This is a genomic window from Klebsiella pneumoniae, assembly GCF_000742135.1.
Taxonomy (GTDB): Bacteria; Pseudomonadota; Gammaproteobacteria; order Enterobacterales; family Enterobacteriaceae; genus Klebsiella; species Klebsiella pneumoniae.
Genome location: NZ_KN046818.1, coordinates 3,210,391 through 3,223,085 on the forward strand (window position 1 = coordinate 3,210,391; position 12,695 = coordinate 3,223,085).

The 12,695-nt window shown below is 55.2% G+C and carries 10 protein-coding genes and 1 tRNA gene; all 11 read left to right on the forward strand.

Going from position 1 to position 12,695, the window contains the following annotated elements; all coding sequences use genetic code 11:
• The first annotated feature begins 278 nt into the window (after nucleotides 1-278).
• The 11 genes from DR88_RS10450 (at nucleotide 279) to deaD (ending at nucleotide 12,592) form a co-directional block, all read left to right on the forward strand.
• A tRNA-Met gene (locus tag DR88_RS10450) sits at nucleotides 279-355 on the forward strand.
• Nucleotides 356-563: 208 nt separating this feature from the next.
• The gene (gene rimP / locus DR88_RS10445; protein WP_002918364.1) at nucleotides 564-1,016 is read left to right on the forward strand and encodes a ribosome maturation factor RimP; all 453 of its coding nucleotides are present in this window, start codon (nucleotides 564-566) and stop codon (nucleotides 1,014-1,016) included.
• Between the two features lie 27 nt (nucleotides 1,017-1,043).
• On the forward strand, nucleotides 1,044-2,531 hold the full coding sequence (gene nusA, locus DR88_RS10440; protein ID WP_002918252.1) for a transcription termination factor NusA: 1,488 nt from the start codon (nucleotides 1,044-1,046) through the stop codon (nucleotides 2,529-2,531).
• A gap of 24 nt (nucleotides 2,532-2,555) precedes the next feature.
• Nucleotides 2,556-5,246 carry a translation initiation factor IF-2 gene (infB, locus tag DR88_RS10435; RefSeq protein ID WP_002918250.1) on the forward strand — a complete coding sequence of 897 codons (2,691 nt, stop codon included), beginning with the start codon at nucleotides 2,556-2,558 and terminating at the stop codon, nucleotides 5,244-5,246.
• Between the two features lie 102 nt (nucleotides 5,247-5,348).
• Entirely contained in the window at nucleotides 5,349-5,750 is a 402-nt protein-coding gene (gene rbfA, locus DR88_RS10430) for a 30S ribosome-binding factor RbfA (protein WP_002918248.1), read from the forward strand.
• The gene (gene truB, locus DR88_RS10425) at nucleotides 5,750-6,694 is read left to right on the forward strand and encodes a tRNA pseudouridine(55) synthase TruB (RefSeq protein WP_004144892.1); all 945 of its coding nucleotides are present in this window, start codon (nucleotides 5,750-5,752) and stop codon (nucleotides 6,692-6,694) included. The genes rbfA and truB overlap by 1 nt, the downstream gene beginning before the upstream one ends.
• A gap of 148 nt (nucleotides 6,695-6,842) precedes the next feature.
• On the forward strand, nucleotides 6,843-7,112 hold the full coding sequence (rpsO, locus tag DR88_RS10420) for a 30S ribosomal protein S15 (RefSeq protein ID WP_002918244.1): 270 nt from the start codon (nucleotides 6,843-6,845) through the stop codon (nucleotides 7,110-7,112).
• A 242-nt stretch (nucleotides 7,113-7,354) separates the two neighbouring features.
• Nucleotides 7,355-9,490 carry a polyribonucleotide nucleotidyltransferase gene (gene pnp, locus DR88_RS10415; protein WP_032443940.1) on the forward strand — a complete coding sequence of 712 codons (2,136 nt, stop codon included), beginning with the start codon at nucleotides 7,355-7,357 and terminating at the stop codon, nucleotides 9,488-9,490.
• Between the two features lie 108 nt (nucleotides 9,491-9,598).
• The gene (nlpI, locus tag DR88_RS10410; protein ID WP_002918241.1) at nucleotides 9,599-10,483 is read left to right on the forward strand and encodes a lipoprotein NlpI; all 885 of its coding nucleotides are present in this window, start codon (nucleotides 9,599-9,601) and stop codon (nucleotides 10,481-10,483) included.
• 104 nt (nucleotides 10,484-10,587) lie between these two features.
• Nucleotides 10,588-10,668 (forward strand): protein YrbN, encoded by an 81-nt coding sequence (gene yrbN / locus DR88_RS29875; protein ID WP_085903200.1) that lies wholly within the window; start codon nucleotides 10,588-10,590, stop codon nucleotides 10,666-10,668.
• Complete coding sequence (deaD, locus tag DR88_RS10405; RefSeq protein ID WP_004150943.1) at nucleotides 10,661-12,592, forward strand: ATP-dependent RNA helicase DeaD; 1,932 nt, start codon at nucleotides 10,661-10,663, stop codon at nucleotides 12,590-12,592. The genes yrbN and deaD overlap by 8 nt, the downstream gene beginning before the upstream one ends.
• The last annotated feature ends 103 nt before the right edge of the window (nucleotides 12,593-12,695 follow it).

The window sequence follows — 12,695 nt, forward strand, 5'->3', positions numbered from 1 at the left end:
TGAGTTCGACCCAACAACCTTAACTGCATTTTTATGCATTAATTGTGAGTATTTATTTAACCATCTTTTACTGGCGACAGGAAGTGCTTCATCATCTTTTTGCTAAAAAAGCCTGAAATACCAGCACAAACGGCAATCGGGGGCGCTAAAAAGCATGTTGACAAAATATACTAATCGCCGTTACAATTCATCTCGATTTTATGTCCCGTCTTCGGTACCAAATCCCAGCAGTATTTGCGTCTTTTGCTCAAAAAGAGTAAAATATGCCACGTTTCAGGCGCGGGGTGGAGCAGCCTGGTAGCTCGTCGGGCTCATAACCCGAAGGTCGTCGGTTCAAATCCGGCCCCCGCAACCACTTTCCCATTAAGTACTTTTTCAAATATACTGTGAGGACTAGGTGTCCTTCGTAGCCGAATTTGAAAGAATTCTTGCGGAAGGTGTTCCAGATCGCCATGGCGATCTCAGGGTTCAGTTATCTAAAGCCCCGATTTATCGGGGTTTTTTGTTATCTGACTTCAGAATAACTGGGCTATACGCCCTTTTTTTATGTCTTGGGGGTGGGTTTGTCCACATTAGAGCAAAAATTGACAGAGATGCTCACTGCGCCGGTTGAAGCGCTTGGCTTTGAGCTGGTCGGCATCGAATTTATTCGCGGTCGCACATCCACACTGCGCATCTATATTGATAGTGAAGATGGCATCAACGTTGATGATTGTGCTGATGTGAGCCACCAGGTAAGCGCCGTCATGGATGTCGAAGACCCGATCACTGTCGCTTACAACCTGGAAGTCTCTTCGCCTGGTCTTGACCGTCCGATGTTCACCGCCGAACACTATCAACGTTTCACCGGCGAAGAAGTTGCGCTGGTGCTGCGCATGGCGGTTCAGAACCGCCGCAAATGGCAGGGCATTATCAAAGCGGTAGACGGTGAGATGATCACGGTAACCGTCGAAGGCAAAGATGAAGTGTTCGCGCTGAGTAACATCCAGAAGGCGAACCTGGTTCCCCACTTTTAACAGTCTGGATTGAGGTGAAAGGCCCCGATGAACAAAGAAATTTTGGCTGTTGTTGAAGCCGTTTCCAACGAAAAAGCGCTGCCGCGTGAGAAAATTTTCGAAGCGCTGGAAAGCGCGCTGGCAACGGCCACCAAGAAAAAATACGAACAAGAGATCGACGTTCGCGTTGAAATCGACCGCAAGAGCGGCGATTTCGATACCTTCCGTCGTTGGCTGGTTGTAGAAGAAGTCACCCAGCCGACGCGCGAGATCACGCTGGAAGCAGCGCGTTTCGAAGATGAAAGCATGAACGTCGGCGACTATGTCGAAGATCAGATCGAATCTGTCACCTTCGACCGTATCACCACCCAGACCGCTAAGCAGGTTATCGTGCAGAAAGTCCGCGAAGCCGAGCGCGCGATGGTGGTCGATCAGTTCCGCGAGCACGAAGGTGAGATCATCACCGGCGTGGTGAAAAAAGTGAACCGCGACAATATCACACTGGATCTGGGTAACAACGCTGAAGCCGTGATCCTGCGTGAAGATATGCTGCCGCGTGAAAACTTCCGTCCGGGCGACCGCATTCGCGGCGTACTGTACGCTGTCCGTCCGGAAGCGCGTGGCGCCCAGCTATTCGTCACCCGTTCCAAACCTGAGATGCTGATCGAACTGTTCCGCATCGAAGTGCCGGAAATCGGTGAAGAAGTGCTGGAGATCAAAGCGGCGGCTCGCGATCCGGGCTCTCGTGCCAAAATCGCGGTGAAAACCAACGACAAGCGCATCGACCCGGTTGGCGCTTGCGTCGGTATGCGCGGTGCGCGTGTGCAGGCCGTGTCGACTGAGCTGGGTGGTGAACGCATCGATATCGTCCTGTGGGATGATAACCCGGCGCAGTTCGTGATTAACGCTATGGCGCCGGCAGACGTCGCGTCCATCGTGGTGGATGAAGATAAACACACCATGGATATCGCGGTAGAAGCGGGCAACCTGGCGCAGGCGATCGGCCGTAACGGTCAGAACGTCCGCCTGGCTTCACAGCTCAGCGGCTGGGAACTCAACGTCATGACCGTTGACGATCTGCAGGCTAAGCACCAGGCGGAAGCGCATGCCGCTATCGATACCTTCACCAAATATCTTGATATTGATGAAGATTTCGCGACAGTGCTGGTTGAAGAAGGCTTCTCCTCGCTGGAAGAGCTGGCCTATGTGCCGATGAAAGAACTGCTGGAAATCGACGGTCTGGATGAAGCCACCGTTGAAGCACTTCGTGAGCGTGCGAAAAACGCACTGACTACGCTGGCGCTGGCTCAGGAAGAAAGCCTGGGAGATAACAAACCTGCCGATGATCTGTTGAATCTCGAAGGTCTGGATCGTGCCCTGGCATTCAAACTGGCTGCCCGTGGTGTTTGTACGCTGGAAGATCTCGCCGAGCAGGGCGTTGATGACCTGGCTGATATCGAAGGGATGACCGACGAGAAAGCTGGCGAGCTCATCATGGCCGCTCGCAACATTTGTTGGTTCGGCGACGAAGCGTAATAAACTGTAGCAGGAAGGAACAGCATGACAGATGTGACTATTAAAGCGCTGGCCTCAGAGATTCAGACCTCTGTGGATCGCCTGATACAGCAATTTGCTGACGCAGGCATCCGCAAATCGGCTGATGATTCTGTGACCTCGCAAGAGAAACAAACTTTGTTGACGCACCTGAACCGTGAACACGGCTCGGCGCCAGACAAGCTGACGTTACAGCGTAAGACGCGCAGTACGTTGAATATTCCAGGTACCGGTGGAAAGAGTAAATCGGTACAAATCGAAGTCCGCAAGAAACGCACCTTTGTGAAACGCGATCCGCAAGAGGCTGAACGCCTGGCCGCGGAAGAGCAGGCGCAGCGTGAAGCGGAAGAGCAGGCCCGTCGTGAAGCTGAAGAAGCAGCGAAACGCGAGGCGCAATTAAAAGCTGAACGTGAGGCCGCAGAACAAGCTAAACGTGAAGTCGCTGATAAAGCGAAACGTGAAGCTGCGGAAAAAGACAAAGTGAGCAATCAACATACCGACGAAATGACCAAAACCGCCCAGGCTGAAAAGATCCGTCGCGAGAACGAAGCCGCGGAATTGAAGCGCAAATCGGAAGAAGAAGCACGCCGCAAACTTGAAGAAGAAGCGCGCCGTGTAGCGGAAGAAGCACGCCGTATGGCTGAAGAAAACGAAAAAAATTGGTCTGAAACCTCAGACAGCCCGGAAGATAGCAGCGACTATCACGTCACCACATCACAGCATGCTCGTCAGGCTGAAGATGATAACGATCGTGAAGTCGAAGGCGGTCGCGGCCGTAGCCGTAGCAGCAAAGCGGCTCGTCCGGCGAAGAAAGGCAACAAACACGCTGAATCGAAAGCTGATCGTGAAGAAGCCCGCGCGGCCGTGCGCGGCGGTAAAGGCGGTAAGCACCGTAAAGGTTCCGCTCTGCAGCAGGGCTTCCAGAAGCCAGCGCAGGCCGTTAACCGTGACGTCGTAATCGGCGAAACCATCACCGTTGGCGAACTGGCTAACAAGATGGCGGTGAAAGGTTCTCAGGTCATCAAAGCGATGATGAAGCTGGGCGCCATGGCGACCATCAACCAGGTCATCGACCAGGAAACCGCACAGCTGGTTGCCGAAGAGATGGGCCACAAAGTTATCCTGCGTCGTGAAAACGAACTGGAAGAAGCCGTAATGAGCGACCGTGACACCGGCGCGGCGGCTGAACCGCGCGCACCGGTCGTGACCATTATGGGTCACGTTGACCACGGTAAAACCTCGCTGCTGGACTACATTCGTTCTACCAAGGTTGCCTCCGGCGAAGCGGGTGGTATTACCCAGCACATCGGTGCTTACCACGTCGAAACCGACAACGGCATGATCACCTTCCTGGATACCCCGGGCCACGCCGCGTTTACCTCCATGCGTGCTCGTGGCGCGCAGGCGACGGATATCGTGGTTCTGGTGGTGGCGGCAGACGACGGCGTGATGCCGCAGACTATCGAAGCTATCCAGCACGCTAAAGCGGCGCAGGTACCGGTGGTAGTAGCGGTGAACAAGATCGATAAGCCAGAAGCCGATCCGGATCGCGTGAAGAACGAACTGTCCCAGTACGGCATCCTGCCGGAAGAGTGGGGCGGCGAGAGCCAGTTCGTCCACGTTTCCGCGAAAGCGGGTACCGGCATCGACGACCTGCTGGACGCGATCCTGCTGCAGGCTGAAGTTCTTGAGCTGAAAGCGGTCCGCAACGGTATGGCGAGCGGCGCGGTCATCGAATCCTTCCTTGATAAAGGTCGTGGTCCGGTAGCTACCGTTCTGGTTCGCGAAGGTACTCTGCACAAGGGCGACATTGTTCTGTGCGGCTTCGAATATGGCCGCGTGCGCGCGATGCGTGACGAACTGGGTCGCGAAGTGCTGGAAGCGGGTCCGTCCATTCCGGTGGAAATCCTCGGCCTGTCCGGTGTGCCGGCTGCCGGTGATGAAGTGACCGTAGTGCGTGACGAGAAAAAAGCGCGTGAAGTGGCGCTGTATCGTCAGGGCAAATTCCGTGAAGTTAAGCTGGCGCGTCAGCAGAAATCTAAACTGGAAAACATGTTCGCTAACATGACCGAAGGCGAAGTTCACGAAGTGAACATCGTACTGAAAGCGGACGTACAGGGTTCTGTCGAAGCGATTTCCGATTCCTTACTGAAACTGTCTACCGACGAAGTGAAAGTGAAGATCATCGGTTCCGGCGTAGGTGGTATCACCGAAACCGACGCTACCCTGGCAGCAGCATCCAACGCGATTCTGGTTGGCTTCAACGTTCGTGCCGATGCCTCTGCGCGTAAAGTTATCGAAGCGGAAAGCCTGGATCTGCGTTACTACTCCGTCATCTATAACCTGATCGACGAAGTGAAAGCGGCGATGAGCGGCATGCTGTCTCCGGAACTGAAACAGCAGATCATCGGTCTGGCTGAAGTGCGTGATGTCTTCAAATCGCCGAAATTCGGCGCCATCGCGGGCTGTATGGTTACCGAAGGGACGATCAAACGTCACAACCCAATCCGCGTTCTGCGTGACAACGTGGTTATCTATGAAGGCGAGCTGGAATCCCTGCGCCGCTTCAAAGATGACGTTAACGAAGTCCGTAACGGCATGGAATGTGGTATCGGTGTGAAGAACTACAACGACGTTCGCGTTGGCGATATGATCGAAGTGTTCGAAATCATCGAAATCCAGCGTAGCATCGATTAATCATTTGATGGCTAAGCAGCCGGGGAAGCGAAGCGCCACCCGGCAATCATTTTAAAAAGGGGCTTTTGGCCCCTTTTTTGTCTTTATTCTGGAGAACTTATTATGGCGAAAGAATTTGGTCGCCCGCAGCGTGTGGCCCAGGAGATGCAAAAAGAGATTGCCATCATCCTGCAGCGTGAAATTAAAGATCCGCGTCTGGGCATGATGACCACCGTTTCCGGTGTGGAAATGTCCCGTGACCTGGCCTATGCCAAGGTGTATGTCACCTTCCTTAACGACAAAGATGAAGCCGCGGTGAAAGCGGGCATCAAAGCGCTGCAGGAAGCTTCTGGCTTTATCCGCTCTCTGCTGGGGAAAGCGATGCGTCTGCGCATCGTACCGGAACTGACTTTCTTCTACGACAACTCACTGGTGGAAGGGATGCGTATGTCCAACCTGGTCACCAGCGTGGTGAAACACGACGATGAGCGTCGTGTGAACCCGGACGACAGCAAGGAGGACTGATGAGTCGTCCTCGTCGTCGCGGCCGCGACGTGCATGGCGTATTGTTGCTGGACAAGCCTCAGGGCGCCTCCAGTAACGATGTGCTGCAGAAAGTAAAACGTATTTATAACGCCAACCGCGCCGGGCATACCGGCGCGCTGGATCCGCTGGCGACCGGTATGCTGCCGATCTGCCTTGGCGAAGCGACCAAGTTTTCCCAGTATCTGCTGGACTCCGATAAGCGTTACCGCGTGATCGCCAAACTTGGCCAGCGCACGGATACCTCCGATGCCGACGGTCAGGTGGTGGAAGAGCGCCCGCTGACTTTTAGCGACGAACAGCTGGCGGCGGCGCTGGACAGCTTCCGCGGCGAGACGCAGCAGGTGCCGTCGATGTATTCGGCGCTGAAATATCAGGGCAAGAAGCTATACGAATATGCTCGCCAGGGTATTGAAGTTCCGCGGGAAGCCCGGCCGATAACCGTCTATGAGCTGCTGTTTATTCGCCGCGAAGGCGATGAGCTGGAGCTGGAGATCCACTGCTCGAAAGGCACCTACATCCGGACGATTATCGATGATTTAGGTGAGAAGCTCGGCTGCGGCGCGCACGTGATTTTCCTGCGTCGCCTGGCGGTAAGCAAATACCCGGTCGAGCGGATGGTGACCCTCGAGCAGCTGCAGGCGCTGGTCGATGAGGCGGCGGCGCAGGATATTCCTGCCGCTCAGTTGCTTGATCCGCTGCTGATGCCGATGGACAGCCCTGCCTCGGATTACCCGCTGGTTAATATTCCAGAAACCTCCGCAGTCTACTTTAAGAACGGCAACCCGGTACGTCAGTCAGGCGCGCCGCTTAACGGGCTGGTGCGGGTGATGGAGAGCGAGTCCGGCAAGTTTCTCGGCATGGGCGAAATTGACGATGAAGGCCGCGTGGCCCCGCGTCGTCTGGTGGTGGAATACCCGGCGTAAGCGCTTTTCTTGCGATAAAAGCCTGCTACGAGTAGAATATCGCCGCTTAACGTCCGCTAACGTGTTTTAACATTTTCGGGCGTTGCATCAGGGGTCGCTGAATTAGAGATCGGCACCCTTTCTTTCTTTTAATTTTTGGAGTTATAAAATGTCTCTAAGCGTTGAAGCTAAAGCAAAAATCGTTTCTGAGTTTGGTCGTGGCGAAAACGACAGCGGTTCTACCGAAGTTCAGGTTGCACTGCTGACCGCACAGATCAACCACCTGCAGGGCCACTTTGCAGAGCACAAAAAAGATCACCACAGCCGTCGTGGTCTGCTGCGCATGGTTTCTCAGCGTCGTAAACTGCTCGACTACCTGAAACGTAAAGATGTTGCCCGTTACTCTGCGCTGATTGAGCGTCTGGGTCTGCGTCGCTAATTCTGCGAGTTTCAGAAAAAGGGGCCTGACGGCCCCTTTTTTCGACCGGGCGGCAGCAATTCATTCAAAACTCATGTATTGTTGCTAGTAATGATCTTCATGCAGAGGTTCGCGCGGCTAATGAGAGGCTTCATCCGCAGGGGCGGGTAAAGGTTGTCATTAGTCGCGAGGATGCAGAAGATCGGGTCAATAGACGCTATGTCGTGGATATGGCGTGATTTATAGATAAAAAGGATAGAATTTTGCTTAATCCGATCGTTCGTAAATTCCAGTACGGCCAGCATACCGTGACCCTGGAAACCGGCATGATGGCGCGCCAGGCAACGGCCGCTGTGATGGTTAGCATGGATGACACTGCGGTATTCGTTACCGTTGTGGGTCAGAAAAAAGCGAAGCCAGGCCAGGACTTTTTCCCGCTGACCGTTAACTACCAGGAGCGTACCTACGCTGCCGGTAAAATCCCGGGTGGTTTCTTCCGTCGTGAAGGCCGTCCAAGCGAAGGCGAAACCCTGATCGCGCGTCTGATTGACCGCCCGGTTCGCCCGCTGTTCCCGGAAGGCTTCGTTAACGAAGTTCAGGTTATCGCCACCGTCGTTTCCGTTAACCCGCAGGTTAACCCAGACATCGTCGCGATGATCGGTGCTTCCGCTGCGCTGTCGCTGTCTGGTATTCCGTTCAATGGCCCAATCGGCGCTGCGCGCGTGGGTTACATCAACGACCAGTACGTACTGAACCCAACCCAGGAAGAACTGAAGTCCAGCAAACTGGACCTGGTGGTTGCCGGTACCGAAGCGGCCGTGCTGATGGTGGAATCCGAAGCGGAACTGCTGAGCGAAGACCAGATGCTGGGCGCGGTGGTCTTCGGCCACGAGCAGCAGCAGATTGTTATTCAGAACATCAACGACCTGGTGAAAGAAGCCGGTAAACCGCGTTGGGACTGGCAGCCGGAAGCGGTCAACGAAGCGCTGAACGCGCGCGTGGCTGCGCTGGCTGAATCCCGTCTGAGCGATGCTTACCGTATCACCGACAAACAAGAGCGTTACGCTCAGGTTGACGTGATCAAATCTGAAACCATCGCCACGCTGGTTGCTGAAGATGAAACCCTGGACGCTAACGAGCTGGGTGAAATCCTGCACGCCATCGAGAAAAACGTGGTTCGTAGCCGCGTACTGGCCGGCGAGCCGCGTATCGATGGCCGTGAAAAAGATATGATCCGTGGTCTGGACGTTCGTACCGGCGTTCTGCCGCGTACTCACGGTTCCGCGCTGTTCACCCGTGGCGAAACGCAGGCGCTGGTTACCGCGACTCTGGGTACCGCACGCGATGCGCAGAACATCGACGAACTGATGGGCGAGCGCACCGACTCCTTCCTGTTCCACTACAACTTCCCTCCGTACTCCGTAGGCGAAACTGGCATGGTGGGGTCTCCGAAGCGTCGTGAAATCGGTCACGGTCGTCTGGCGAAGCGCGGCGTACTGGCCGTGATGCCGACTATTGAAGAATTCCCGTACACCGTGCGCGTGGTATCGGAAATCACCGAATCTAACGGTTCCTCTTCCATGGCTTCCGTCTGCGGCGCCTCTCTGGCGCTGATGGACGCGGGCGTGCCGGTAAAAGCCGCTGTGGCGGGTATCGCAATGGGTCTGGTGAAAGAAGGCGACAACTTCGTCGTGCTGTCTGACATCCTCGGTGACGAAGACCACCTCGGCGATATGGACTTCAAAGTTGCGGGTTCCCGCGACGGTATCTCTGCGCTGCAGATGGATATCAAAATTGAAGGTATCACCAAAGAAATCATGCAGGTTGCATTGAACCAGGCTAAAGGTGCGCGTCTGCACATCCTGGGCGTGATGGAGCAGGCGATTAACGCGCCGTGCGGCGATATCTCTGAATTCGCACCGCGTATCCACACCATCAAGATCAACCCGGACAAGATCAAAGACGTTATCGGTAAAGGCGGTTCTGTTATCCGTGCCCTGACCGAAGAGACCGGTACTACCATCGAGATCGAAGATGACGGTACCGTGAAGATCGCAGCGACCGACGGCGACAAAGCGCAGCATGCTATCCGTCGTATCGAAGAGATCACCGCTGAGATCGAAGTTGGCCGCATCTACAATGGTAAAGTGACCCGTATCGTTGACTTTGGCGCATTCGTTGCCATCGGCGGCGGTAAAGAAGGTCTGGTTCACATCTCGCAGATCGCTGACAAGCGCGTTGAGAAAGTGACTGACTACCTGCAGATGGGTCAGGAAGTACCGGTTAAGGTTCTGGAAGTTGACCGCCAGGGCCGTGTCCGTCTGAGCATTAAAGAAGCAACTGAACAGACTCCGTCTGCCGCAGCGCCGGAAGCTCCGGCTGCCGAGCAGGGCGAGTAAGGTTGCCGTTAGCCCTCCGTTTTTGCGGAGGGCGTTTTACGGGCAGGACGCCTCGTTTGCAGCCGGGGAACAGGACGTTCATCCAATCGTTGTCTTCGGGAGTGGGAAATGAAGCCTTTTTTGCGCTGGTGTTTCGTGGCGACAGCTCTCACGCTGGCAGGATGCAGTAGCACCGCCTGGCGTAAGGACGCCGTCCTCGCAGTACCATTGCAACCGACTTTACAGCAAGAAGTGATTCTGGCACGCATGGAACAAATTCTTGCCAGTCGGGCTTTATCCGATGACGAACGCGCACAGCTTTTATATGAGCGCGGAGTGTTGTATGATAGTCTCGGTCTGAGGGCACTAGCGCGAAATGATTTTTCACAAGCGCTGGCAATCCGACCCGATATGCCGGAAGTATTCAATTACTTAGGCATTTACTTAACGCAGGCAGGCAATTTTGATGCTGCCTATGAAGCGTTTGATTCTGTACTTGAGCTTGATCCAACTTACAACTACGCGCACTTGAACCGCGGTATCGCCCTGTATTACGGCGGCCGGGCTAAGTTAGCGCAAGATGATCTGCTGGCGTTTTATCAAGACGATCCCAATGATCCTTTCCGTAGCCTGTGGCTTTATATCGCCGAGCGTAAACTCGACGAGAAGCGGGCGCTTGAAGCACTCAGAGAGCGCTTAAACAAGTCGGATAAAGAGCAATGGGGATGGAACATTGTCGAGTTCTACCTTGGCGACATTAGCGAAAAAGAGCTGATGACTCGTCTGAAGGCAGACGCAACGGATAACACCTCGCTCGCTGAGCATCTCAGTGAAACCAACTTCTATTTAGGTAAGTACTACCTAAGTCTGGGGGACAAGGACAGCGCTACGGCACTGTTCAAACTGGCGGTCGCCAACAACGTACACAACTACGTTGAGCACCGATACGCATTGTTGGAATTATCGCTCTTGGGCCAGGAGCAAGATGACCTGGCAGAATCGGACCAGCAATAGCTGACGAACACATCAGCCCATAGTTTTTTGCTTGCCATCACCTTCGCGGGTGAGGGCGTTGTTGTTCGTTAATACACCTACTTTGAGCCGGTTCACACTTTTCAATGAAAATTACCGTAAATTTTCACGATGAGTTATGTAGACTGGCCGCCATTAATTTTGAGGCACACGTACTACATGGCTGAATTCGAAACCACTTTTGCAGATCTGGGCCTGAAGGCTCCTATCCTTGAAGCGCTCACCGATCTGGGTTACGAAAAACCATCTCCGATCCAGGCTGAGTGCATTCCGCATCTGCTGGACGGCCGCGACGTTCTGGGTATGGCCCAGACCGGTAGCGGTAAAACCGCAGCATTCTCTTTACCGCTGCTGAACAACATCGATCCTGAGCTGAGAGCACCGCAGATTCTGGTGCTGGCGCCGACCCGCGAGCTGGCGGTACAGGTTGCTGAAGCAATGACGGAATTCTCTAAACATATGCGCGGCGTGAACGTGGTTGCCCTGTACGGCGGCCAGCGTTATGACGTGCAGCTGCGCGCCCTGCGTCAGGGTCCGCAGATCGTCGTCGGTACCCCGGGTCGTCTGCTGGACCACCTGAAGCGCGGCACCCTGGACCTCTCCAAACTGAGCGGCCTGGTACTGGATGAAGCAGATGAAATGCTGCGCATGGGCTTTATCGAAGACGTAGAAACCATTATGGCGCAGATCCCGGAAGGGCATCAGACCGCGCTGTTCTCCGCCACCATGCCGGAAGCTATCCGTCGCATTACCCGTCGCTTTATGAAAGAGCCGCAGGAAGTGCGCATTCAGTCCAGCGTGACGACTCGCCCGGATATCAGCCAGAGCTACTGGACTGCCTACGGCATGCGTAAAAACGAAGCGCTGGTGCGTTTCCTGGAAGCGGAAGACTTTGATGCGGCGATTATCTTCGTCCGTACCAAAAACGCGACCCTGGAAGTAGCTGAAGCGCTGGAGCGTAATGGCTACAACAGCGCGGCGCTGAACGGCGACATGAACCAGGCGCTGCGTGAGCAGACTCTGGAACGCCTGAAAGATGGTCGTCTGGATATCCTGATTGCGACTGACGTTGCGGCCCGTGGCCTGGACGTTGAGCGTATCAGCCTGGTGGTGAACTACGACATCCCAATGGATTCTGAATCCTACGTTCACCGTATCGGCCGTACTGGTCGTGCCGGTCGTGCTGGCCGCGCGCTGCTGTTCGTTGAGAACCGCGAGCGTCGTCTGCTGCGCAACATCGAACGCACTATGAAGCTGACCATTCCTGAAGTGGAACTGCCTAACGCGGAGCTGCTGAGCAAGCGTCGTCTGGAAAAATTCGCCGCGAAAGTTCAGCAGCAGCTGGAAAGCAGCGATCTGGATCAGTACCGTGCACTGCTGGCGAAAATCCAGCCGACGGCGGAAGGTGAAGAGCTGGACGTGGAAACGCTGGCTGCTGCGCTGCTGAAGATGGCTCAGGGCGAACGTTCGCTGATCGTTCCGCCGGACGCGCCGATGCGTCCACGTCGTGAATTCCGCGATCGTGACGATCGTTTCGACCGTCGTGGCGACCGTAATGATCGCGGCCCGCGCGGCGATCGCGAAGATCGTCCGAAGCGTGAGCGTCGTGACGTGGGTGACATGGAGCTGTATCGCATTGAAGTGGGTCGCGATGACGGCGTTGAAGTGCGTCATATCGTTGGCGCGATCGCCAATGAAGGCGATATCAGCAGCCGTTACATCGGTAACATCAAGCTGTTCGCTTCTCACTCCACCATTGAGCTGCCGAAAGGGATGCCGGGCGAAGTGCTGCAGCACTTTACTCGTACCCGTATCCTGAACAAGCCGATGAACATGCAGCTGCTGGGCGATGCGCAGCCGCGCACCGAACGTCGTGGCGGCGGTGAGCGTCGCGAAGGCGGCCGTGGCTTCGGCGGCGAGCGTCGTGAAGGCGGCCGTGGCTTCGGTGGCGAACGTCGCGAAGGCGGTCGTGGTGAAGGACGTCGTTTCAGCGGCGAACGTCGTGAAGGCCGTGCGCCGCGTCGTGACGATGCATCCGCGCCGCGCCGCGATGACTCAGCCGGTCGCCGTCGCTTCGGTGGCGATGCGTAATCAACGCCGCCCGCTAGCGTAAACTAAATAATACAGCCCCGATCGTCATGATTGGGGCTTTTTTTATTCCCTTTGTACTCGTGTACTGGTACAGTGCGTCATG